General features: G+C 68.9%; 21 protein-coding genes. 14 read left to right on the top strand and 7 right to left on the bottom strand.

Annotated features, from left to right (window positions below):
* Nucleotides 1–32 precede the first annotated feature (32 nt).
* The 9 genes from JMO03_RS03710 to JMO03_RS03670 all read left to right on the top strand — a co-directional run bounded on the left by JMO03_RS03710 (nt 33) and on the right by JMO03_RS03670 (nt 11,665).
* A complete protein-coding gene (locus tag JMO03_RS03710; RefSeq protein ID WP_238345872.1) occupies nt 33–644 on the top strand; it encodes an XrtA/PEP-CTERM system exopolysaccharide export protein in 612 nt (203 codons plus the stop codon).
* Nucleotides 644–2,230, top strand: coding sequence for an XrtA system polysaccharide chain length determinant (locus JMO03_RS03705; RefSeq protein ID WP_202840342.1), 1,587 nt, complete (start codon nt 644–646; stop codon nt 2,228–2,230). Before JMO03_RS03710 ends, JMO03_RS03705 begins: the two co-directional genes overlap by 1 nt.
* 41 nt (nt 2,231–2,271) lie before the next feature.
* Nucleotides 2,272–3,012, top strand: a complete 741-nt coding sequence (locus tag JMO03_RS03700) for a P-loop NTPase family protein (protein ID WP_202840340.1) — start codon at nt 2,272–2,274, stop codon at nt 3,010–3,012.
* A gap of 28 nt (nt 3,013–3,040) precedes the next feature.
* A complete protein-coding gene (locus tag JMO03_RS03695; RefSeq protein ID WP_202840338.1) occupies nt 3,041–4,342 on the top strand; it encodes a porin family protein in 1,302 nt (433 codons plus the stop codon).
* Nucleotides 4,343–4,660: 318 nt separating this feature from the next.
* Nucleotides 4,661–6,955 carry an HzsA-related protein gene (locus JMO03_RS03690; RefSeq protein WP_202840336.1) on the top strand — a complete coding sequence of 765 codons (2,295 nt, stop codon included), beginning with the start codon at nt 4,661–4,663 and terminating at the stop codon, nt 6,953–6,955.
* 386 nt (nt 6,956–7,341) lie between these two features.
* The gene (locus JMO03_RS03685; RefSeq protein ID WP_273544216.1) at nt 7,342–8,811 is read left to right on the top strand and encodes a TIGR03013 family XrtA/PEP-CTERM system glycosyltransferase; all 1,470 of its coding nucleotides are present in this window, start codon (nt 7,342–7,344) and stop codon (nt 8,809–8,811) included.
* A 64-nt stretch (nt 8,812–8,875) separates the two neighbouring features.
* Nucleotides 8,876–9,697 (top strand): acyltransferase, encoded by an 822-nt coding sequence (locus JMO03_RS03680; RefSeq protein ID WP_202840334.1) that lies wholly within the window; start codon nt 8,876–8,878, stop codon nt 9,695–9,697.
* A gap of 145 nt (nt 9,698–9,842) precedes the next feature.
* Nucleotides 9,843–10,100, top strand: a complete 258-nt coding sequence (locus tag JMO03_RS03675) for an acyl carrier protein (protein ID WP_202840332.1) — start codon at nt 9,843–9,845, stop codon at nt 10,098–10,100.
* Nucleotides 10,100–11,665: a class I adenylate-forming enzyme family protein gene (locus tag JMO03_RS03670; RefSeq protein WP_202840330.1), complete on the top strand. Its 1,566-nt coding sequence runs from the start codon at nt 10,100–10,102 to the stop codon at nt 11,663–11,665. The genes JMO03_RS03675 and JMO03_RS03670 overlap by 1 nt, the downstream gene beginning before the upstream one ends.
* Nucleotides 11,666–11,740: 75 nt before the next feature.
* On the opposite strand, the gene JMO03_RS03665 is transcribed toward JMO03_RS03670, so the two are convergent.
* Nucleotides 11,741–12,664: a glycosyltransferase gene (locus tag JMO03_RS03665; protein WP_202840328.1), complete on the bottom strand. Its 924-nt coding sequence runs from the start codon at nt 12,662–12,664 to the stop codon at nt 11,741–11,743.
* A 7-nt stretch (nt 12,665–12,671) separates the two neighbouring features.
* Here JMO03_RS03665 and JMO03_RS03660 point away from each other — a divergent pair, with 7 nt between their 5' ends.
* Complete coding sequence (locus JMO03_RS03660; protein ID WP_202840326.1) at nt 12,672–13,691, top strand: polysaccharide deacetylase family protein; 1,020 nt, start codon at nt 12,672–12,674, stop codon at nt 13,689–13,691.
* 139 nt (nt 13,692–13,830) lie between these two features.
* A complete protein-coding gene (locus JMO03_RS03655) occupies nt 13,831–14,730 on the top strand; it encodes a prolyl oligopeptidase family serine peptidase (RefSeq protein WP_202840320.1) in 900 nt (299 codons plus the stop codon).
* A gap of 45 nt (nt 14,731–14,775) precedes the next feature.
* Here JMO03_RS03655 and JMO03_RS20985 read toward each other — a convergent pair whose 3' ends face one another.
* Nucleotides 14,776–14,928 (bottom strand): GMC oxidoreductase, encoded by a 153-nt coding sequence (locus JMO03_RS20985; protein WP_337926351.1) that lies wholly within the window; start codon nt 14,926–14,928, stop codon nt 14,776–14,778.
* A gap of 219 nt (nt 14,929–15,147) precedes the next feature.
* On the bottom strand, nt 15,148–15,477 hold the full coding sequence (locus tag JMO03_RS03645) for a nuclear transport factor 2 family protein (protein ID WP_202840316.1): 330 nt from the start codon (nt 15,475–15,477) through the stop codon (nt 15,148–15,150).
* Between the two features lie 57 nt (nt 15,478–15,534).
* On the opposite strand from JMO03_RS03645, the gene JMO03_RS03640 reads away from it, so the two are divergent.
* On the top strand, nt 15,535–16,512 hold the full coding sequence (locus JMO03_RS03640) for a LysR family transcriptional regulator (protein ID WP_238345870.1): 978 nt from the start codon (nt 15,535–15,537) through the stop codon (nt 16,510–16,512).
* 78 nt (nt 16,513–16,590) lie between these two features.
* On the opposite strand, the gene JMO03_RS03635 is transcribed toward JMO03_RS03640, so the two are convergent.
* Together JMO03_RS03635 and JMO03_RS03630 are read right to left on the bottom strand one after the other, a co-directional pair.
* Nucleotides 16,591–17,352 carry an anti-sigma factor family protein gene (locus JMO03_RS03635; protein ID WP_238345869.1) on the bottom strand — a complete coding sequence of 254 codons (762 nt, stop codon included), beginning with the start codon at nt 17,350–17,352 and terminating at the stop codon, nt 16,591–16,593.
* Nucleotides 17,349–17,876, bottom strand: coding sequence for a sigma-70 family RNA polymerase sigma factor (locus tag JMO03_RS03630; RefSeq protein ID WP_202840314.1), 528 nt, complete (start codon nt 17,874–17,876; stop codon nt 17,349–17,351). Before JMO03_RS03630 ends, JMO03_RS03635 begins: the two co-directional genes overlap by 4 nt.
* A 179-nt stretch (nt 17,877–18,055) precedes the next feature.
* Between JMO03_RS03630 and JMO03_RS03625 the strand changes: the two genes are divergently transcribed.
* Together JMO03_RS03625 and JMO03_RS03620 are read left to right on the top strand one after the other, a co-directional pair.
* Complete coding sequence (locus tag JMO03_RS03625; protein ID WP_202840306.1) at nt 18,056–19,135, top strand: catalase family peroxidase; 1,080 nt, start codon at nt 18,056–18,058, stop codon at nt 19,133–19,135.
* Complete coding sequence (locus tag JMO03_RS03620; protein WP_202840304.1) at nt 19,132–19,722, top strand: cytochrome b; 591 nt, start codon at nt 19,132–19,134, stop codon at nt 19,720–19,722. The genes JMO03_RS03625 and JMO03_RS03620 overlap by 4 nt, the downstream gene beginning before the upstream one ends.
* 29 nt (nt 19,723–19,751) lie before the next feature.
* On the opposite strand, the gene JMO03_RS03615 is transcribed toward JMO03_RS03620, so the two are convergent.
* The gene (locus tag JMO03_RS03615) at nt 19,752–20,978 is read right to left on the bottom strand and encodes a PQQ-dependent sugar dehydrogenase (protein ID WP_202840302.1); all 1,227 of its coding nucleotides are present in this window, start codon (nt 20,976–20,978) and stop codon (nt 19,752–19,754) included.
* A gap of 65 nt (nt 20,979–21,043) precedes the next feature.
* Nucleotides 21,044–22,078 carry a hypothetical protein gene (locus JMO03_RS03610; protein ID WP_202840300.1) on the bottom strand — a complete coding sequence of 345 codons (1,035 nt, stop codon included), beginning with the start codon at nt 22,076–22,078 and terminating at the stop codon, nt 21,044–21,046.
* Nucleotides 22,079–22,080 lie beyond the last annotated feature (2 nt).

Here is a 22,080-nt window from a genome sequence, read left to right as displayed (position 1 = left end):
ATCGGAAAACGGACGGGGATCCCAAGATGCGCATGTTCAGGCAATTGATCGCGGTGTTGCTGGTCGTCACGCTGGCGGCATGCGCCAGCGGCGGCGGACTGGCCGAGGCGCCACCCACCCCGCAACAGGGGCCGGTGGAGGACTACGCCATCGGCGTCGACGACGTCGTCCAGGTCACCGTCTGGCGCAACCCGGAGCTCGGCATCAACGTGCCCGTGCGCCCCGACGGCAAGATCTCGGTGCCGCTGATCGGCGACGTGATGGCCGGTGGGCGCACGCCGAGCGAGGTCGCGGCCGACATCCAGGAAAAACTCTCCACCTATGTGCGCGACCCGCAGGTCGCGGTGATCCTGACCGACCTGCGCAGCCACGAGTATCTCTCCCGCGTGCGCGTGACCGGCGCCGTGCGGCAGCCGATCTCGATCCCCTACCGCCAGGGCATGACCGTGCTCGACGCCGTGCTCGCCGCCGGCGGCGTCAACGAATTCGCCGCGCCGGACCGCTCCAGCCTGTACCGCAAGACCGAGAGCGAGACCGCCAGCTACGCCATCCGCCTGGACAAGATCATCAACCGCGGCGACCTGTCGACCAATTTCACGGTCGCACCGGGCGACGTCATCACCGTGCCGGAGCGGGCGTTCTGATGCAGTCGAACACGCTACCCGTACCCCAGCGTTCGGCCGCGAGCGCGGCCGCGAAGCCCGAGACCTCCCCGATCGAATACGCCAAGCTGGTCCTCAAGGAAGGCCGGCGGCGGATCGTGGTCCTGACCACCCTCTTCGCGGCGGTCGCGGCGCTCACCTTCGTGATCGGCATGTTCGTGGTCGGCAGGAGCTACGAGGTTTCGGTCACCATCCTCGCGCAGGAAAGCGACATCATCCAGCCGCTGCTCGAGGGCCGCGCCGTACCCACCGGCGTGACCGATCGCGCCGGCATGGCCCGTCAGATCGTCTACGGCCGCAAGGTCCTGACGGAAATCGTCGATACCGGCGGCTGGGACGCGGACAACCTCAGCCCCCTGCAGAAGGACCGCCTGATGGAGGAGATCCAGGGGCGCACCCTGGTCACCAGCCCGCGCGCGGACATCGTCCAGATCACCTATCGCGACAGCGATCCCGAACGCGCCTACCGCATCACCGACACGATGGGCGCGCTGTTCATCAGCGAGACGCTGGCGACCAAGAGCCGCGAGAGCCGGGAAGCCTACGAGTTCATCGACAAGCAGGTGCAGGCGTACCACCGCAAGCTCATCGATGCCGAGAACAACCTGCAGGCGTACCGCTCGCGCAACGCCGATGCCCAGCCCGGCAGCGCGACCGACGTGCACTCGCGGATCTCGGCGCTGCGCTCGCAGGTGGAGCAGACGCGCATGTCTCTGCTCGAACAGCAGTCGCGCGAAAGCTCGATCGCGTCGCAGCTGTCCGGCGAGTCCGCGGTGACCTCGGTGCAGACCCGCGAGACGATGTACCGGACCCAGCTGATCGAACTGCAGGCCGAGCTCGACCGGCTGCTGCTGACCTTCACCGACCGGCATCCCGACGTCGTCCGCGTACGACACCAGATGGAGGACATCCAGCGCCAGCTGGAACAGGAACGCAACCGCGCCGCGTCCGGCCAGTCGGACACCGGTTCCGAGGACTCGCGGCTCAACCCGCTGTACCAGGAACTGCGCAGCCAGCTGGCGCAGGCCCGGCGCGAGGTCGCGGCGACGAGTTCGCGGATGGGCGTCGCCGAAAGCCTGCTCAACGGCGAACTCGACCGCAGCCGCCGGATCGCCGCGTCGGAAAGCGTGCTCGCCGAGCTGACCCGCGACTACGAGGTCAACCGCGAGATCTACCAGGACCTGCTGCGCCGGCGCGAGAACGCCCGCGTGTCGATGGGGCTCGACCAGGAGAACCGCGGCCTGACCCTGCGCGTGCAGGATCCGGCGACGATGCCGCTGCGTCCCACCGGCCTGCGTTTCATGCACATCGCGGCCGTCGGCCTGCTGGCGGCGATCGGGATCCCGCTCGGCCTGCTCTGGTTGCTGGTCCGCTTCGACCCGCGCGTGCGCAGCCCACAACTGATCGAGGTCAAGAGCCGCTATCCGCTGCTGGCCACGATCCCCGCCTACCCGTCGCCACGCGAGCGCCGCAGGCAGTTCGTCAACATGGCCATCGGCACCGCGCTGGTGCTCGCCGTATTGCTGCTGTACGCCGGCACGTACGCCTACAACCTGTCCAACGGCTGAGTCCGAAGCCGGCCAACAAGACTGATGCCATGGAGCAGATCGTGAATGTACGTCGTGATGCGCTGAACCCTCCGACCGGGGACGGCGCGGGGTCCCGTTCGATCACCCGCGCCGACGGAGTCCTGCATCCGTTGACGCCGCGCGCACTCGAAGAGCGCAAGCTGATCCATCGCAACGATTCGGTGCGCGCGCAGGCCGATGCCTTCCGCGGGCTGCGGACCAGGCTGCTGGCGCTCGGGCAGGAACGCAACTTCATCACCCTGGTCGCACCCGTGCAGCAGGGATGCGGCGGCAGCTTCGTCGCCCGCAACCTCGCCGCCGCATTCGCGTTCGACGAGACCAAGACCGCGCTGCTGGTGGACTGCGACGCCCTGCATCCCGCGCAGGACGCGGCGCTCGCCGTCGACGTCGCCGACGGCGGGATCATGGACTACCTCGATGGCAGCGTCACCGACCTGTCCGCGATCCAGTACGACACCGGGCTGCCGCGGCTGAAGCTGATCCCGAGCGGCACCTCGCGCGAGACCACGGGCGAGTACTTCAGCTCCAGCCGCATGCGCATGATGATCGATTCGCTGCGCGGCACCCACGCCAATCGCTACCTGATCCTCGACAGTCCGCCGGTGCTCAATTCCCCCGACGCGAGGATCCTGTCCGACCTGGCGGACCTGATCGTGGTCGTCGCCGGCTACGGACAGGCCACGGTCGACCGCATCGACGAGGCTGCCGCGAGCTTCGACCCGGACAAGCTCGCCGGCGTCGTGTTCAACAACATCTACTGACCGGCCGCGGACGACTGAGGGCACCACCATGAGAAACCGCAGGAAGGGCCTCCCGGCCGTGTACGTCGCGGTCCTGGCCGTGGCGCCGATGCACGCGCATGCGGTCCGCATCGACTATGCGGTGGACGTCGGCGTCGAGCGCAACGACAACGTGCTGATGTCGTCCACCGACCCCACCGATTCCAGCGCGCTGCGGGCCGGGTTCGGCTTCGTGGTGGCCGAAGAGACCTCGACGGTGCAGGCCAACGTCGGCGGCCGCTTCGACTACTGGAACTACGTGGACGGCCCGCAATCCAACGCGTTGGAGACCAGCCTGTCGGGCAGGCTGAACTGGTTCATCGTCCCCGAGACGCTGAGCTTCACGATCGAGGACAGCCTGGAAATGCGGCCGATCGACCGGTTCGCACCCGACTCGGTCGACAACCGCCAGCGGGTGAACGTGCTGTCGCTGGGGCCGAACCTGCATTTCAACTGGAGCCAGGGCGTGCGCGGCCGGGCCGAGCTGCGCTGGATCGACAGCAGCGCCGAGGAAGCGGACGAGTTCGAGTCGCAGCGGGTCAGCGCGGCGGTGCACGCCATCCGCACCCTCGACCAGACCAGCAGCGTGACGCTGAGCCTGCGCGGCCAGGACGTGGATTTCGACAACGACCTGACCGCCCGCGACTATCGCCGATACGACGGCTACGTGCGCTACCAGAAGCAGCTCGTCCGTCTCGGCTTCGGTTTCGACGCCGGCTACACCTGGGTGGACTATGCCGACGGCACCTCCGCCTCCCAGCCGATGCTCCGCGGCCAGGTCGAGTGGACTCTCAGCCCGCGCAACGCGCTATCGCTCGCGCTCGCCCACCAGTTGACGGACTCGTCCGACTCCGCGCTCGCGGGCATCGGCGCGGTGACCGAGGTCCCCGCCAGCCTGTCCTCGGTGTCCTCGGTGGTCGATGCGTCGGTCTACGAGGAGGACCGGGTCGAACTCACCTACGCCTACCGCCACGAGCGGCTCGGGTTCACCGTCGGTCCCTACTACGAGCGGGTCGACTTCATCGACTCGGCGGCGTTCGACGAGACCCGACGCGGGGTGGTGATGCAGTTGTCCTACCGCCTGTCCCAGACCTGGGACCTGCACACGTTCGCCGACGTGGCGCGTTCGAGCTTCACCGACCTCGGCACGCGCACCGAGGACAAGCGCTTCGGCCTTGGACTGTCCAAGACCTGGTCCCGCCACTGGAGCAGCGCCCTGGACTACGTCCACTACCGGCGCGACGACGAGGGCCTGTTCGGCGACAGCCGCCAGAACGTCTGGTACCTCACCGTGACCTACCGCAACCGGTAGCCGGCGCACGACGCGGAACCGCGTCGCACGCGAAATGTGACCCATCCGACGGGATCCGTCGGCTTTTCCGCCGCGCCGTCGGTTTCTTGCCGATTCCTTGACCCTGCTCCGCGTTCAGCGTTTATTTCGCTGAACGGCGGACCGGGCGCCTATGATCGCTCGTCTTCTCAGGGGGGAAGACAAGATCGATCGGGAACCACGGCCACGCCCGTTGACGGGGGGCGGGGCGGGGTTGCCTGCGGCCTGGCGGACAGGGAAGCCGCCGAAGGACCCACCGTTCGAGCGACTCCACACCCTTACCGGCAGGTCACCTTCCCCATGAGACACGTTTTCCGGGCTTCCCTCCTGCCGGTGCTGGCCGGCCTTTCGACGGCCCTGGCCGGCTGTTCGCTAGAGCAGGCCGTGGTGGTCCCGTCCGACGACAAGACCGCGGATGCGGATGTCCAGGACATCACGCTCCAGGCCCCACCCGGGCGCCAGGCCAGCGCGGCGCAGGGAATCGCCAAGGCCATCACCAACCCCATCCTGTTCGTCACCCAGGTGCCCACGCCCGGGGGCGACCCGTTCGCTTCCCGGCTGTCCACGTTCGCCAACCACCAGCCGGGCATGGGCGCCTCGCTGCGCGGCGGCGACCTGATGATCCGCTACGCCGACGGCACCCTGCGCAACCTGACCCGCGAAGCCGGCTACGGCATGGACGGCCTGCAGGGTGCGAACGCCATCGCCGTGCGCGAGCCGACCGTGCACTGGAACGGCACCCGGGCGATCTTCAGCATGGTCGTCGGCGCGCCGCTGCAGCGCTACGGGTCGACCAACGCCAAGTGGCAGCTGTACGAGGTGACCGGCCTCGCCCGCGGCGAGACCGCGCGCATCACCCGGGTGCCCGGCCAGCCGGCGAACTACAACAACGTCTCGCCGCTCTACACGAGCAACGGCGACATCCTGTTCACGTCCGACAGCCCGCGCCGCGGCGAGGCGCACCTCTACCCGAACCTGGACGAATACGAGAGCACGCCGACGGTGACCGGCATCTTCCGGCTCAACGTGGCCACCGGCAGCGTCGCCCTCCTCAACCATTCCCCGAGCGGCGCGTTCAGCCCGACCGTCGACAGCTACGGCCGGGTCATCTTCACCCGATGGGATCACCTGCAGCACGACCAGCAGCAGGACGGGTCGATCTATCTCGGATACACCTTCGACCCGTTCAACTACTCCAGCGAAGCGGCCAACGCGACCCGCGTGGGCCTGGTCCGCGACACCTTCCCCGAGCGCAGGCAGGAGACCACGACATCCTATGGGCGGGTCGGCGCGCACACCTACAACCTGTTCACGCCCTGGCAGATGAACCAGGATGGGACCGACGAACTCACCCTCAACCACATCGGCCGCCAGGAGCTGGTCGGCGACTACGGCTACCTGCCGCGCGCGTTCATGGACGACAACGCGCTGTCGGACAACGTCAACCAGTCGAACTTCGCCAACCGCAAGCACATCCGGATGGACGGCGGCATCTTCCATATCCGCGAGAATCCGGTGGCGCGCGGCACCTACTACGGGATATCGGCCCGCGAGTTCGCCGAAGGCTCGACCAACCAGATCGTCCGGATCACCGGCGCACCGACGCTCAACGCGGAGCAGATGGTGATCACCGATGCCAGTCCCGCTCCCGGCAGCGGCGGCCTGCCGGGCGGCCGTTTCCGCAATCCGCTGCCGCTGAGCTCGGGTGACATGGTGGCCAGCTACACGCCCGACGCCACGTTCGGCGCCTCGTCCCGGCTGCGGCTGCACCAATTGAACGTCGATGCCTCCGGCATGTTCGTCGCCGGCAACGCGTTGACGCCCGGCATCCAGAAGACGGTGTCGTGGTGGACCGACGACCCGTCGCCGCGCAGCTACAGTGGCTACCTGTGGGAACTCGAGCCGGTCGAAGTCGTGGCGCGGACGCCGCCGCCGGCGACCTCGCATCCGGCGGTCGGGGCGCCGGAGCGCGCCGTCCTCACCGCGGAGGGCGTCAGTGAAGGCGCATTGCGCAGCTGGCTGCAGGCCAACGGACTGGCGTTGATCGTCACCCGCAACCAGACCAGCCGCGACCGTGGCGACACCCAGCAGCCGTTCAACCTGCAGGTGCCCGGCGGGGTGCGCAAGACCCGCGGCAGCGGTCGGGTCTACGACATCGCGCACTACCAGATCGTGCAGGCCAACCTGGTGCGCGCCTACGGCAACAACATCCGCGGCCGACGCCCGGTGGCGCAGCCGATGAACGTGCCGAGCAACCTGCCCAACGCCAATGGACCGGCCGGCAGCGTCAGGATCGCCGCCGACGGCTCGACCGCGGCGTTCGTGCCGGCGAACCGCGCGCTCAGCTGGCAGACGCTGGATCCGGCCGGCGAGCCGATCGTGCGCGAGCGGGTCTGGGTCACGCTGCAGGCCGGCGAGATCAGGACCTGCGCCGGCTGCCATGGCGAGAACAGCCGCAACCAGGCCGGCGAAGCCACCCCGACCAACCAGCCGCAGGCGCTGCGCGAGCTGATGCGCCACTGGAAACAGACCTACGGCGGAGAGGTCGGCCGACGCCGCAACGGCTCGGCGCCCCTGCTGCCGCCGAACGGCTGACCGCGCGCCGGTCGGTCGGGACCTCGCGGCGCGCGGGCCGTCCGCAAGGGACCGAAGGCCGATGTGGGCCGGGTCCGCGCGTCCGCTTCGCCCGCGATCGGCCCGCGGGGCGTGCCGGCCCGCCGCAGCGTGCGCGATCCGACGGATGCGGGCCACTGCCCAGGGTCCGGGAGGCACCGGATCCGCCATGCGATGTCCACATCGCGGCCGCGATTGCGTACTCATAGGTCAGGACAAGCCGAAGGGACTCCGGACTGCGAAGGCGACCCCTGCGCAGCCCGCCGGGACCCCGGCCACCGCAGACGGAACCACACAGGTCGCTGGCGGGTGCCGCGCCGCGCAAGGCGCAGGCACCCTTACGCGGGCGCTGCCAGGGGGCGAAGCGCATGAACAAGGCTGAATTCGACGATGCCGTGCCGACAACGGCTGCCAGCAGGGGCAGCAGCCTGATGCCGCGCTTCATGCGGCGCACCGCCTCGCGATGGCGCGCCGCCGTGATCCTGCTGGAGGTGCTGCTGCTGATGGGCGCCGCGTTCCTGGCGGTCTACGTACGCTTCATCAGCGATCCCGAGCCGCTGAGCGCCTATACCTCGCTGTGGCTGCAGGGCGTGCGCGCGCTGCTGTTCGCCACCATGATGGTGCTGGGCATGACCACCATGGGGCTGTACCAGACCCACCTGCGCGAGACGTGGGCTGGGGCGCTGTCGCGACAGGCGGTGGGCTTCATGCTCGGCTCGCTCGGGCTGCTCACGGTGTTCTACCTGTTTCCCCCGCTGGAGTTCGGTCGCGGCATCCTGGCGCTGGCGCTGGCGTTCGGCTTCGTCTTCGTCGCCGGCCTGCGCGTCGCATCGCAGCGCCTGATCGACGTGGAAGCGCTGAAGCAGCGGGTTCTCGTGCTCGGTTCCGGCGAGCGCGCCTCGCTGATCGAACAGCGCCTGCGCCGCAACTCCGACCGGCGCAGGTTCCGCGTGGTCGGCTACGTCCCCTGCGGCAACGAGACCTCCCGGGTCGGCGCCGACAAGCTGCTGTCGATCGACGCCCCGCTGGCGGAGTGGGCGCTGTTCAACCGCATCGACGAGATCGTGTTCGGACCCGACGACCGCCGCGGCGGACCGCCGATGCACGATCTGCTGCAATGCAAGCAGATCGGCATCCAAGTCACGGATCTCGCCTCGTTCTTCGAACGCGAGTCGGGGAAGATCAAGCTCTCGCTCACCGATCCGTCGTGGCTGGTGTTTTCCGGCGGCTTCGACAGCTCGCTCGGCCGCGTGCTCAGCAAGCGGGCGATGGACGTCATCGCCTCGCTCGCGGTGCTGGCGCTGACCTGGCCGTTGCTGCTGCTGGTCGCGCTCGCGATCCGCATCGAATCGGGCAAAGGACAGCCGATCCTGTACCGGCAGGAGCGCGTGGGCCTGCTCGGCTCGGTGTTCTCGCTGATCAAGTTCCGCAGCATGCGCACGGACGCGGAGCAGGACGGCAAGGCGCGCTGGGCCGGCAAGAACGACGACCGCATCACCCGGGTCGGCCGGATCATCCGCCGCACCCGCCTGGACGAACTGCCGCAACTGTGGAACATCCTACGTGGCGACATGAGCATCGTCGGCCCACGCCCGGAGCGGCCCGAGTTCGTCTCCGAGCTCGACGCGGACCTGCGCTACTACAACCTGCGCCACTGCGTGCGCCCCGGCCTCGCGGGCTGGGCACAGCTGCGCTACGCGTACGGCGCCTCTAAGCAGGACGCCGAAGAGAAGCTCAAGTACGACCTGTTCTACGTGAAGAACCACAACCTGCTGTTCGACCTGCTGATCCTGATCCAGACCTTCGAGGTCGTGGTGTTCGGACGCGGGGTGCGCTGAACGCTGGCATGTTCCCCGGCGAGAGGATACCGGTTATTCTCGGAGCCTCAGGGGGATACACCAAATGCAACTGTCCAATCTCAGGTCCGCTGCCATCAGGCACTGGGCCGCCAGTTCGTCGCATCCGGCCGCCAGGACCCTCCGCGGCATCCGCACCCGGTTGCGGCACTTCACCCTGCCGGCACCGAGGCTCGTCGTCCGGCCCTACCTGGCGATCTTCCTGGCGCTGCGCGCGGCGGTGTTCTTCCTGCGCCGGATTCTGGTCGCCGAACCCTTCCTCAAGGCGTACTGCACCCGCTTCGGCCGCGGCGTGACCACCGGCATCTACGTGCCCTGGGTGCACGGTCGCGGCGAACTGGTGCTGGGCGATTACGTGCACATCAGCGGCAAACTCAACATCACCTTCGCCGCGCGCTTCGTCGAACGGCCGCGGCTGGCGATCGGCGACCACAGCGACATCGCCCACGACGTCAGTTTCGTCGTCGGCCGCGAGATCCGGCTCGGCTCGCACGTGCAGGTGGCCCGCTCGGTGTCGTTCCGCGATGCCGGCGGCCACCACTCCGATCCCGCCCTGCGCCGGGCCGGCGCGCCGCCGGATCCGGCGGACGTCAAGCCGATCATCGTCCACGACAACGTCTGGATCGGCACCCAGGTGCTGGTGCTGCCGGGAACGGAGATCGGCGAGGGCAGCATCGTCGCCGCCCATTCGGTCGTATCCGGCCGCGTAGCGCCGTACACGATCGTGGCCGGCAACCCGGCGCGTCGCATCGGCACGCTCACACCGGTTCCCGGACGCGAGGACCTGGGCCCGTCACCGGCCGCGCGGCCGGCGCCGCTGCCTGTCGACGCGCCCCTCGCCGCCCTGCACGCCGTCCAGGTCGCCTGATCCCGCGGCCTTCTACCACGCCGCGGCGGCCTCGCGCCCTGCATGGCCGGGGGCTCGTCTGGCAAGATATCCCGCCCGCGCGCCGCCGGGCACCCGAACGCGCAGGGAAACGCAACGCGCGCCCACCCGGAGCATCCCGACCAGCATGGACCACATCGAGTCCCGCATCCGCGCGTTCATCCACGACACCTTCCAGGTTCCCGAGCAGTTGCCTGCCGCGGAGAGCCTGCTGGAGAGCGGCGTCATCGATTCGATCGGCGTGCTGACGCTGGTGACCTGGCTGGAGCAGGAGTTCGGCTTCCTGGTCGAGGACGACGAGGTATTGCCCGAGAACCTCGACAGCGTCGCCAACCTGGTCGCCTACGTCGGCGCCAAGCTCGACGCCGCCGCCGCGGCGGGCTGATGCGTTACGAGACACACCTGCGCGCCCGCGCCGGCGAGCGCCCGCAGCACACCGCCCTGGTCTGCGCCGGCCGCCGCGTCTCCTACGCGCAACTGGCCGACGCCGCCGAACGTTTCGCCTCGGCGCTGGTCGCCGGCGGTTTCGGCAACGGCGAGCGCTGCGTGCTGTTCCTCGACAACCGCGTCGAGACCGCCGCCGGGATCTTCGGCACGCTGCGCGCCGGCGGCGTCTTCAGCGTGATCAATCCCACCACCAAGACCGACAAGCTGGCCTACGTGCTCGGCGACTGCGAGGCCGCGGTGCTGATCACCCAGGCCAGCCTGCTGCCGGTGGCGCGCGCGGCGCTGGCGCGGTCGCCCTCGGTGCGGCGCGTGGTGGTGGTCGATGCCGCCGACGACGCGGCCGCCAACGAGGCGGGCTGGGACGCGTTCATCGCCCTGCCCTCGTCGTTGTCCGAAGCACCGCGCGGCATCGACATCGACCTGGCGATGCTGGTGTACACCTCGGGCTCCACTGGCGAGCCCAAGGGCGTCATGATGACGCACCGGAACATCGAGCACGCCGCGGGCTCGATCACCACCTACCTGCGCATGGCCCAGGACGACGTGGTGCTGAGCGTGCTGCCCCTGGCCTTCGACTACGGCCTGTACCAGCTGCTGATGTGCGTGAAGCTGGGCGCGACCCTGGTGCTGGAGAAATCCTTCGCGTTTCCGCAGAAGATCCTGCCGCTGCTGGAAAGCGAGCGCGTCACCGGCTTCCCGCTGGTGCCGACGATGGCCGCGCTGATCGTGCAGCTGCGCAACGTCAAACCCGAATGGGCGGCCTCGGTGCGCTTCCTCACCAACACCGCCGCGGCGCTGCCGCCGGCGCACATCGCGCGGCTGCGCGAGCTCTTCCCGCGGGCGCGGGTGTATTCGATGTACGGCATGACCGAGTCCAAGCGCTGCACCTGGTTGCCGCCGGAGCAGCTCGACCGTCGCCCCGACAGCGTCGGCATCGCCATCCCCGACACCGAGGTCTGGGTGGCCGGCGACGACGGACAGCCGCTGCCGCCGGACACGGTGGGCGAACTGGTCGTGCGCGGCGGCCATGTGATGCAGGGCTACTGGCGCAATCCCGAAGCCACCGACAAGGCGCTCAAGCCCGGCCGCTACCCGTGGGAAAAGGTACTGCACACCGGCGACCTGTTCCGCATGGACGCCGAGGGCTTCCTGTACTTCGTCGGCCGCAAGGACGACATCATCAAGTCGCGCGGGGAGAAGGTCAGCCCCAAGGAAGTGGAGAACGTGCTCTACGCCCTGCCCGGCGTGCGCGAGGCGGCCGTGGTGGGCGTGCCGGACGAGGTGCTGGGCCGCGCGCTCAAGGCGCTGCTGGTGGTCGCGGACGGCATGCAGATCGCGCCGCGCGACGTCATCGCCCACTGCGCCGCGCGGCTGGAGGACTTCATGGTCCCGCGCCTGATCGAGTTCCGCGCCGCCCTGCCCAAGACCAACACCGGCAAGATCCGCCGCGCCGCCCTGCAGGCCGAAGCCGAAGGCCGCGAACTGCCCGGTGAGGACGCCTGACGCGGGTCGCCTCCTGTCATTTCGAGCGCAGCGAGAAATCTCCCATGACGAGCCGGAAAACCCGATGCGCCCCGCCTACCGCCCCTCACCGGCCCGCGGCAACATCGCCCGCACCGCCCGCTTCCCCGCCATCATCGGCAACCGCAGCAACCGTCGCCGCAGTTCCCCCTCCGGCTCCAGCGCCCAGGCCTTCCGCCCCAGCTCCCAGGCCTGCCCATACCGTCCGCGCCACACACAGCTCTCGGCATTCTTGACGTATGCCGTGGCCAGCGCCTGCCGCCGCGCATCCTCCGGCACAGTGCCTTTCGCCGCCTCGGCCGCGCGCTCCATCACCGCGAGGTAGTCGTCCTCGGTCGAGGCCAGCGCCGACAGCCCGTCGTGCCCGCGCAGCGCCCGCGCCAGCGGGCCGGACACCACGCCGATCCCCCAGCGAGCCGCCACCCGCAGGTGGAAATCCAGGTCTTCGGCCGTGCGCAGCGATTCGTCGAAGCCGCCCACATCCTCGTACACCTCGCGCCGCATCAGCACCGACAGCGGCGCCAGCGCCGGATCGCGCAACACCCAGCGCAACGCCGGGCCGTCTTCGGGAATCTGCCGGCGCCGGTCGAACACGTCGATCAGCGAACCGTCCGGTGCCATCCGCATCACGTCGCACAACACCAGGCCGATGTCCGGGTGCGCTTCGAGGAACCCGACCTGCCGCGCGGTCTTCTCCGGCAGCCACACGTCGTCGCTGTCCAGCAGCGCCAGGTAGCGACCGCTCGCCATCGCCAGCCCGCGGTTGCGCGCCGCCGACACCCCGGCGTTGGCCTGCGCCGCGTACGTGATGCGTTTACCGTAGCGTTGGGCAAGCACCTCGCCTGTGTCGTCGGTGGAGCCGTCGTCGACGACGATGATCTCCTGTACCTCGCGCGTCTGCGCCAACACCGAATCGATCGCCCGCACGACCAGGTCGCGCCGGTTCCACGTGGGTATGATGACGGAGGTTTCAGGACGCATGTCGGGCATGGCAGGGGATCTGGTCAAGCGCGCACTCTATCGCAGCGGACTGCTGGGTCTGTACCACCGCCTGCGCAACCGCCGCGCGCTCACGGTGATCATGTTCCACCGCGTACTCACGCAGGACGACCCGCGCTGGGCCGCCTGCGACCCGGACTACACCCTGGAAGCCGGCCTGTTCGAACGCTGCCTGGACTTTTTCCGCCGCCACTACAACGTGGTGTCCGTGGACCAGGTGCTGGCCGCCCGCCGCCACGGCGCGCCACTGCCCGACCGCCCGCTGCTGATCACTTTCGACGACGGCTGGGCCGACAATCACGCCCACGCCCTGCCCCGCCTGCGCGCCGCCGGCCTGCCGGCACTGCTGTTCACCGTCGCCGACGTGGTGGACCGCGACGAGCCCTTCTTCCAGGAACGGCTGATCGCCGCCTACCGCCGCAACGCCCTGCGCGTGCCGGCGCTTGCCCAGGTACTGGCCGAGGCCGGGCATCCGCTCGAGCCGGCACCACCCGACACGCTCGCCGGCCTGCGCAAGATCATCGCTGCGCTCGAGGCGCTCGACACCGCCCAGCGCAGCGCGGTGCTTGCCCCCCTGGCCGCCGCCATGGACGACGGCGTGCGCCAGATGGTCACCCGCGGCGAACTTCGCGAATTGGCCGAAGGCGGCATCTCGATCGGCGTCCACGGCAAGACCCATACGCCGATGACCTGTGCCGAGGACCTCGAGGCCGAACTGGCCACGGCCCGCGCCATTGTCGGCGGCCATCTCGACGCAGCGCCGCCGCCGACCATGTCGTACCCCCACGGCCGCTACGACGAGAAGGTGCTGGAACGCACCCGGGCCGCCGGCTACGAACTCGCCTTCACCAGCAACCCGGTGATGAATCCCGTGGCAGCGCGGCCTTCCTGGCTGCTGGGACGCCTGGGGTTCGAACAGGACGGGATCGTAGACGGCAAAGGACGCTTCCGGCCCGATTGGCTAGGCTTGTACCTGTTCCGGGCGCCGGCGAAGCGATTGAGCGCCTGACACCCGAAGTCCGCTCCCGAACCAGACGTCCCGATGCACGACGCGACTCGCAGCGAAACGGAACCGGCCGAGTCGAGAGTCCCTGGGCTTTCCATCAGGCCGCCAACGAGCCGCCCGGACGGGGAGCTATCATCCGCCGATGATGACCGACCTCATTGAGACGCTTCGCGAGCGCCTTGGTCTTGCGGACCCCGTGCCGGTGGCGTTCGAGCGAGGCGACGCCGGAGAAGCCGACGGATACGTCCGCGAAAGGATCGAATACCGGGGACTCGAAGGCGATCTCATACCGGCTTTCCTGTTCACGCCGAGGGCGCGCGATCCGCTCGGCGGAGTGGTCGTCTTCCACCAGCACAATGGCGAGTTCCACTTCGGCAAGAGCGAGGTCGCCGGCGATGTGGGCGACCCGTTCCAGGCCTTCGGGCCGGCGCTCGCCCGTAGGGGCCTGTCGGTCCTGGCCCCGGACTCCATCACGTTCGAGGATCGACGGGGCGCGGTTCAGGGCGTAGAGCCGGATTACTACGATTGGCTTCAGCATTACAACGCCATGAGCTACCGGTTGCTGGATGGTGATCTGCTGATGAGGAAGTGCCTCGACGACGCCCAGCGAGCCCTGAGCGTTCTCCTCCAGGCCACGGGCATAGACGAGCGGCGCGCAGGCGTGGCGGGTCACTCGTACGGCGGCTACACCACGCTCTATCACGCCGCGCTCGATGCCCGATGCAGGTTCGCATGCGTGAGCGGTGCCGTGTGCAGCTTCGAGACACGCAGACGGGAGCGCACGGGGATCACCCTCTTCGAGACCGTCCCCGGACTCGCTCGCCGGATCGACACGCACGATGTGCTGTCGGCCATAGGACCTCGGCCGACGATGGTCGTATCGGGTGCCCAGGACAAGTACTCGAGGGATGCGGACCAGGTCGTGGCCAAGGTCGCCGGCGACTTCATCACCGAGCTCCGCGTCGACCGCGGACATGCCCTCGATCAAGAGAGATTCGATGCGATCGTCGAGTGGCTCGTCGACCGCGTATCCGATCGTTGAGAAGGGACGCATGGCGGCCAGGTGCGGACGCTTCGGAATGCCCAGTCAGATTCCGTGCGCCTTCCTGATAATCTCCGTCGCCCGCTCCCCGATGACGACACAGGGCGCCATCGTATTCCCGCTCGGGACGTCGGGCATGATCGACGCATCGGCAATCCGCAGCCTGTCGATGCCGTAGACCTGCAGGTCTGCGTTCACGACGGACATTTCGTCCCGTCCCATCTTCGCCGTGCAGGCCTGGTGCCAGTAGGTCAGCGGCCAGGTAGCGCACATCGGCAACGGGTCGATCCGGCCGTGAGCGTGCTGTCGCCACGATACGTGCATCGAGCCGGGACAGCAGTTCGACGACGGCTGCGCCCACGCCGCGCGTGCCGCCGGTCACCACGACGCGCTTGCCCGTCAGTTGCAGGTCGAAGCTCATGACGCGATCTCCAGCGTGGCGATCTTGCCGCGCTCCAGGGTGAAGCCGTATCGCAGGTCCACCGGGCTGCCGGGAAAATTGCCGGCGACGCAGGCCGTCACGACGTACGTACGACCCTGCTTTTCAAGCGTGTGCGGCTTGGCGGTATAGGTGTACCGGGCGGATGAGTCGGTCTTCCACGCTTCGATCGCGGCGAGGCCCGAATGGGTCTTGCCTTCGTCCAGGACGCGCGCGTCCCGTGTGAAGCAGCGGGCGACGGCCTGGGCGTCCTGGCTGTCCGCAGCGAAATAGGCCGCGATCGGCTCGGGCAGATTGAGGTCTTTCATGGCAATGCTCCGGTTGGGTCCGCAGAGCAAGGGTGAGCCGTTCTCACAGATAAGAGAATGACCTATTATCCGATCAGGCTATGTAGAGATCAGTGCACAATGCGCGGTACTGAATTCGCCGAACTCAAGGCCTTCGTGGCCGTCGTCGACCGGGCCAGCTTCTCCAGGGCTGCCGATCACCTGGGACTCTCCCGGTCCGCGCTCAGCCAGATCATTCGCCAGCTGGAATCCCGGCTCGGCGTTCGCCTGTTGAACCGCACGACGCGTAGCGTTTCGCCGACCGAACCGGGACGGCGGCTGCACGAGCGCATGGCGCCGATGCTCCGCGACATGGACGAAGCCGTTGCACAGGCCGTCGGGACAAGCGCACGTGCGGCGGGAACCCTGCGGATCAACACGCTCAGCATGGCGGCGAAGAAAGTGATCGCACCGAGATTGGGGCGTTTCGCCAGGGCGCATCCCGATGTCGTTCTCGACATCGTGATCGATGACGGGCTGAGCGACATCGCGGGCGAAGGGTTCGATGCCGGCATCCGGGTGGGGGGCCGTTTGCAGAAGGACATGGTCGCGGTACGGTTGACGCCGGACATCGAACTGTTGGCCGTGGCCTCACCCGAGTATCTGGCCGAACACGGCGAGCCCAGGACCCCTGCCGAACTCAGCCATCACGCCTGCATCAACTGGCGCTTCCCCGGGAGTGGGAAGGTCGCGGGGTGGGAGTTCAGGAAGAAGGGGAATGGGGTCGAGTTCTTCGGTGACGGCACCGTGATCTCCAATCATCAGGACATCGTCGTGCCTGCCGCGCTCCAGGGACTGGGCATCCTGTACGCCTACAATGACGACGGCATCGCCGAGGCGCTGCAGGACGGACGACTCGAGCGCGTCCTCGCCGAGTGGTCACCGACCGTGCCTGGCCTGTACCTCTACTACTCCAGCCGCCGATACATGCTGCCGGCGCTACGCGCCTTCATCGATTGCCTGCTCGATCGCGATCTCGACCATGGAATTGCTCCCGGGCGGAGCACGACACGCTAAGCCGTTCGCACCACGATACTCTCTTGCAATGTCCCCTTTGGATCGTTGGCCGCCTCGTCACATGCGGTCCCGTGATTCCTACCGGCCGTCCAGAAAAAGGCCTGGCAGCTTCAACGCTGCCGCGTCTTCCGTAGCGCTGACCAGTGCGAAGCTGGTATCCCGTTTCGACCAGTATCGCGCCAGCAGATCGCCGTCGCGGCGCTGGCCATCGCCGCGCAACAAGCCGCGCGGACGCAGGTAGAAACCCACGCGCGCGCCCGAGCCTTCCTGGTAGACCAGCATCGCCGCCACCCCCTGTTCGGTGGAGAGCAGGCGCCCCCCCATCAGCCGGTAACCCGCCGCGCTCAGGTCGGGGACCCGCCCCGCTTCGCCGAAATGGCGCCGCAGCCAGCGCTGCAGGTCGTCGCTGCGGCTGGCATCGAACTCCATGGGTGGCGCATCGGCATTCACGAACTGGCGGTACGCGGCCAGGGCGTCGGCCATCGGTAATGAAGCCTGTACCGGCCGCGATTCGCGCGCCTGCCATCCCGCACCACTGCCCATGCCGAAAGCCAGCAGCAGCGCTGCGGCGATGCCCAAGCGCGCACGTCGCCGCGAGCGCAGACGATTGCGCACGTGCGCGGGGTCCAGTGCGATGTTGGAAGCCCAGTGTTCCGGATGTGCATGGAGCGCGCGTAGGCGCTCGGCATCGCGTTTCCAGTCCGCCACCCGGGCGGCATGCTGCGGGTGCGCGGCGAGCCAGGCTTCGACATCGGCATGCCGGGCAGGATCCAGCCGGCCGTCCACATAGGCATGCAGTTCACTGTCGTCTGGCCGGTGGTGCATCGCATCGATGTTCATCGCAGGACCCTCAATACCGGGGCGGCAGGCATTTCTTCCTCGTCCATCGCACGCAACGCCTGTCGGGCGCGCGACAGGCGCGACATCACCGTGCCGATCGGGATGCCCAGCACATCGGCCGCTTCGCGGTAACCCAGGCCTTCCACGCTGACCAGCATCAGCAATGCACGCTGTTGCGTCGGCAGTCGGGAGAATGCCGCCAGCGACGTGCGTGCATCGAAGACCTGGTCCGGCGTCGGCGGCCGCGGCTCGTCTTCGGTCGCGAACAGCGATGCGATGCGCTTCCAGCGCGCCGCACGCCGATGGTCGTCGATGAACTGGCGGTACAGCACCGAAAACAACCAGGGTTGCACGGCGTCCTCGTCGCGACGGCTCGCGCCCCGGGTCAGTGCGCGCTCCAGCGTGGCCTGGACCAGGTCGTCGGCCACGGCAGCATCCGCGGCCAGGGACCGCGCGAACCTGCGCAGCCGCGGGATCAGCTCACGCAGGGTTTCATCATCCAGAGCGGGCGACGGGGCAGGCATCGGGGAGCGCAGGGTCGGTGTCGTGCATGGGACGCATGGGCAGGGCGGATTATTCCGCATTGCCGTCGCTGCAACGGGCAGATATCGCCGAGACGTGGAATAAATGCCGCCGCCGTGCGTCCTACGCCATCCCAACGATGCCGGAGCTGCCCGTGCCCGTCCTTCCTCCCGATCCGCTGATGCCCCCGAAGCCACCGACGCCGTGGCCCGCGTTGGCCGCCATCGCGCTCATCGTCCTGCTGCTGGCCACGGCCTTCGCCTGGGCGGCCGGCTGGATCGGAAGGGATCGCCTGACGGCACCACGGCTGGTGGACGCCATCGAGGGCGGCAAGCCGTACGCGGGCTTCCGCCGGGCGCACAGCAAGGGCGTCTGCGTGGCGGGCTATTTCGATCCTTCCACGCAGGCTGCGGCGCTTTCGCGCGCGCAGGTTTTCAGCCAGCCGCGCACGGCGGTGCAGGGCCGACTGTCGATCGGCGGCGCCGATCCTTACGCGCCGGACGCGCAGGCGCGCGTGCGCAGCCTGGCGCTGCTGCTGAAGACCGAAAACGGACAGGAGTGGCGGATGGCGATGAACAGCTTCCCCTTCTTCCCCGTGTCCACGCCGGCCGGATTCCACAAGCAACTGGTTGCGCCGCGTCCGGATCCGGCGACGGGCAAGCCGGATCCGGCGAAGATGGCGGCGTTCCTTGCCGAACATCCGGAAGTGGAACGGTTCCAGGCCTGGGCGAAGTCCGCGCCGTCGTCCAGCAGTTGGGCCAATACGGCATACAACGGCGTCAACGCATTCCGTTTCGTCGACGCCGCGGGTCGCGAACGCTTCGTACGATGGTCGATGGAGCCGCAGGCCCCGTTCGAACCGCTCAGCGAAGCCGAACGCCGGCAGGCCGATCCCGACTACCTGCGTGAGGATCTGCAGGCACGGCTGCGGCAGGGTCCGCTCCGCTGGAACCTGGTCATCGTCGAAGCTGCGCCCGGCGATCCGATCGATGATCCCGCGCAGGCCTGGCCCGGGAACCGTCGGCGCCACATTGCCGGCGTGCTCGTGCTGGAAAGCAGCCAGCCGCAGGCCACCGGTCGATGCCGGGACGTGAACTACGACCCGACCGTGGTGCCTGACGGCATCGCCCTGTCCAGCGATCCGATCCTGGCGGCGCGCGCGGCGACATACTCGGTTTCCTTCAACCGTCGCGAACGCGAGACCGCCCGCGACCAGGCGCCGCCGGCGAGCGACGTCACCGCGCAGGAGGTTGCCCGATGAATCGCCACGGCCATTTCGATACGCTTGCGCGGTTGTTGCACTGGGGCATGGCCGCGCTGATCGTGACCATGCTCTTCATCGGCGTGGGCATGGTCGCATCGCTGGCGCTGCGGCCGATGCTGATCGATCTGCACCGGCCACTCGGCATCGCCATCCTGCTGTTGGCGCTGGTGCGGCTGTACCATCGCTGGCGAAGCCCACCCCCGCCCCTGCCTGCGGACCTGCCGCGCCCGCAGGTCCTCGCCGCGAAAACCTCGCACTGGCTGCTGTACGCGCTGATGTTCGCGATGCCGCTGCTCGGCTGGTCGATGCTGTCGGCAGGCGGTTATCCGGTGCAGATGGTCGGCGCACTGCGGCTGCCCGCACTCGTCCCGCACGACCCCACGCTTTACGCCTGGTTGCGCGGCGCGCACGGCGTACTCGGCTATGCGTTGTTCGCCCTGGTACTGACGCACCTGGCTGCGGCGCAGTACCACGCCTGGGTGCGTCGCGATGGCGTATTCGACGCGATGGCCCGGAGCGGGCAACCAGGAGCGATGCCATCGGACGACACTGTCGCGGAGCCGACGCCCGGCCTGCAGGACTGACTGTTCCCGTGCCGATCCCGAGCAGCCCGTCACCTCACCCGATAAACCCCACCATTCAGATGGTTGACGAACCACAGCTCGTTGTCCTCGTCCTCGCCGAACGAGGCGATGGTGCCGTAGCCAGGCGCGACGCCGCTGGGGAGTGAGGCGACTTCGAGTGTGCCGGTGCTGGACAGGCGGCCGACCAGCAGTTCGCTGGAGCAGGAATCGGAGAAGACGTAGGCACCCCTCAGCGCGACGTTGGCGCCGCGATAGACGATACCGCCGGTGACGGCGCAGCGGCCGCGTTCGCGACCCGCGTACTCGAACACCGGACCGGTGGTACCGGTCCGGGCAGGGCAATCGGTGGCGCCGGTGGACGGATAGTCGTGGCTGCCCTGGCAGCCCGGGAAGCCGAGGTCGCGCGGAGCGCCGGTGCGCCACACGCTGACTTCCTCGCGGTCCTTGCCGACATCGCCGATCCATACCGCGCCATCGGCGTGGTCGATGCCGAAGCGCCAGGGGTTGCGCAGACCATGCAGCCAGATCTCGCCGCACCCGCCGCGCTGGCCGGCGTAGGGGTTGTCGGCGGGGATGGCGTAGGCGGCACGGCCCTTTTGCGCACATGTGTTCTTCGCACCGCTGGCGCCGTCACGCACGTCGATGCGCAGGATCTTGCCGAGCAGGTTGTCGGTGGCCGGGGCATGGGCGTGGTCGCGAGGCTCGCCGGTGCCGGCGCCGACGCTCCAGTACAGCATGCCGTCGGGGCCGAAGGCGATGTGGCCGCCGTTGTGGTTGGCGACCAGGCCTTCCACGCGCATCACCTGCTCGTCCTTGCCGTCGAAGCGGTTGGCGGCCGGGTCGCCGGCCCACAGGCGACGCAGCACCAGGCCGTGGCGTTCGCCCTGCGCGGCGCCGCTGTAGGCGATGTAGAGCCGGCCGTTGTCGCGGAAGGCGGGGTCGAAGGCCAGGCCCAGCAGGCCCTGCTCCACGTCGCCGGTCGCGACCTCGCGCGTGTAGTAGGGCTCGGGCAGGAGCTTGCCGTCGCGATCGAGCACGCGGATGCGGCCTTCGCGTTCGAGCACGAACATGCGGCCACTGCCGTCGCGGGGGCTGGCGATGGCGGTCGGGGCGGTAAGGCCCTGCGCGAGCACCTGCTCGACCTGGATGCCGCCAAGCGCTCGAGCCGCTGGATCCGTCCCGGGTGGCGAGGCCGATTCGGCGCAGCCGGGCAACAGCGCGCAGAACAGGAGTACGGCCGCCAGCTTCGTGTCCATGGATCCTCCAGGCGCCCTTGCGGGGAGCCGCCTCCGCGTTGCCCGCGCGCGTGATGCGCGCGTGGTCATTCGTCCTCGTCGGCGGCGGTCAGCCACAGGTCGGCTGGGGCCACCGCTTCCAGGGTGGCGCCGCACGGGCGCCAGAACACCGGGCGCGGCTCGCGTGCGACGAATCCGTTGTCGAGCCAGCCGCTTCCTGCTGCGGCGGCGCCGAGCTCGATCGACATCGCGGTGTGCCCCCCTGCGCGGGCGCAGCGCAACAGCGTCGCCACTTCCGCGCGGGACGGTCCCTCCACCCCACGCCGCGACCAGAAGTCGTGCACGTACAGCACGTTCTCCCGCGACTCGCAGGCGAACCAGGCCAGCGGCGTACCGCCGCCGCCGCGCACCAGCAGGTAGCGCACGTCCACCAGCGGCGACTGGTCGAAGCGCCACTGCAGGAAGGTCAGGTCGCGGATCGACACCGGCCCCGCGCCGGCCGACGCAGGCGACCAGAGATCGGACAGCGTCGAATCCGCCCGGTCCTGCCACTGCCCGCGGGTGCCCACGCCGCGCAGGCGCAGGCGCAGCCGGTCGAACGCATCCAGCGCCCAACCGGCCGGACCGGCCAGCAGCGCAGGCAGCCGACGCCGCACGTAGCCGCCGTGGCGCAGCACGCGCGCATGGCGCACAAGCTTGCACAACGGGATGTAGCCGACGCGCTTGAACACGGCCGCGGCCTTGGGATTGGGAAATCCGTACAGCAGTTCGAAGCGCTTCGCGCCCGCGTCCATCAGCGCCATCTGCAGCGACAAGGCCGGGAACAGCGAGCGGTGCGCGGGCAGCACCGCCAGGTCCACCAGCACGCCCGCCTGCACCAGGCGCCCGCCCAGCATCATCCGCCGGGGACCGGCGCTGGCCACGCCCACCCATGCGCCGCTTTCCTCGTGGCGCAGCAGCAGGGTCAGCGGCGCGCCGTACGGACACTCGCGGTAGAACCAGTCGTACTTGCGCGCCATCCGCGCCTCGTCGCCGAGGTTGCCGCGCCACAGGCCGAGGATCAGCTCGCGGTCTCGCTCCACGTCGGCTTCGTGGACGGTGTAGGCCGGGTTGGCGCCCATCG

The sequence above is a fragment of the Luteimonas saliphila genome (assembly GCF_016774335.1).
Taxonomy (GTDB): domain Bacteria; phylum Pseudomonadota; class Gammaproteobacteria; order Xanthomonadales; family Xanthomonadaceae; genus Luteimonas; species Luteimonas saliphila.
Note: the sequence above shows the minus strand (reverse complement) of the source record. Positions and strands in the feature narration are given on the sequence as shown.

Excerpts from the sequence above, each read along its gene's own strand:
- JMO03_RS03710 (WP_238345872.1), top strand. The coding sequence starts at position 33 with ATGTTCAGGCAATTGATCGCGGTGTTGCTGGTCGTCACGCTGGCGGCA.
- JMO03_RS03705 (WP_202840342.1), top strand. The coding sequence starts at position 644 with ATGCAGTCGAACACGCTACCCGTACCCCAGCGTTCGGCCGCGAGCGCG.
- JMO03_RS03695 (WP_202840338.1), top strand. The coding sequence starts at position 3,041 with ATGAGAAACCGCAGGAAGGGCCTCCCGGCCGTGTACGTCGCGGTCCTG.
- JMO03_RS03690 (WP_202840336.1), top strand. The coding sequence starts at position 4,661 with ATGAGACACGTTTTCCGGGCTTCCCTCCTGCCGGTGCTGGCCGGCCTT.
- JMO03_RS03685 (WP_273544216.1), top strand. The coding sequence starts at position 7,342 with ATGAACAAGGCTGAATTCGACGATGCCGTGCCGACAACGGCTGCCAGC.
- JMO03_RS03680 (WP_202840334.1), top strand. The coding sequence starts at position 8,876 with ATGCAACTGTCCAATCTCAGGTCCGCTGCCATCAGGCACTGGGCCGCC.
- JMO03_RS03675 (WP_202840332.1), top strand. The coding sequence starts at position 9,843 with ATGGACCACATCGAGTCCCGCATCCGCGCGTTCATCCACGACACCTTC.
- JMO03_RS03670 (WP_202840330.1), top strand. The coding sequence starts at position 10,100 with ATGCGTTACGAGACACACCTGCGCGCCCGCGCCGGCGAGCGCCCGCAG.
- JMO03_RS03665 (WP_202840328.1), bottom strand. The coding sequence starts at position 12,664 with ATGCGTCCTGAAACCTCCGTCATCATACCCACGTGGAACCGGCGCGAC.
- JMO03_RS03660 (WP_202840326.1), top strand. The coding sequence starts at position 12,672 with ATGGCAGGGGATCTGGTCAAGCGCGCACTCTATCGCAGCGGACTGCTG.
- JMO03_RS03655 (WP_202840320.1), top strand. The coding sequence starts at position 13,831 with ATGATGACCGACCTCATTGAGACGCTTCGCGAGCGCCTTGGTCTTGCG.
- JMO03_RS03645 (WP_202840316.1), bottom strand. The coding sequence starts at position 15,477 with ATGAAAGACCTCAATCTGCCCGAGCCGATCGCGGCCTATTTCGCTGCG.
- JMO03_RS03640 (WP_238345870.1), top strand. The coding sequence starts at position 15,535 with ATGACCTATTATCCGATCAGGCTATGTAGAGATCAGTGCACAATGCGC.
- JMO03_RS03635 (WP_238345869.1), bottom strand. The coding sequence starts at position 17,352 with ATGAACATCGATGCGATGCACCACCGGCCAGACGACAGTGAACTGCAT.
- JMO03_RS03630 (WP_202840314.1), bottom strand. The coding sequence starts at position 17,876 with ATGCCTGCCCCGTCGCCCGCTCTGGATGATGAAACCCTGCGTGAGCTG.
- JMO03_RS03625 (WP_202840306.1), top strand. The coding sequence starts at position 18,056 with ATGCCCCCGAAGCCACCGACGCCGTGGCCCGCGTTGGCCGCCATCGCG.
- JMO03_RS03620 (WP_202840304.1), top strand. The coding sequence starts at position 19,132 with ATGAATCGCCACGGCCATTTCGATACGCTTGCGCGGTTGTTGCACTGG.
- JMO03_RS03615 (WP_202840302.1), bottom strand. The coding sequence starts at position 20,978 with ATGGACACGAAGCTGGCGGCCGTACTCCTGTTCTGCGCGCTGTTGCCC.
- JMO03_RS03610 (WP_202840300.1), bottom strand. The coding sequence starts at position 22,078 with ATGGGCGCCAACCCGGCCTACACCGTCCACGAAGCCGACGTGGAGCGA.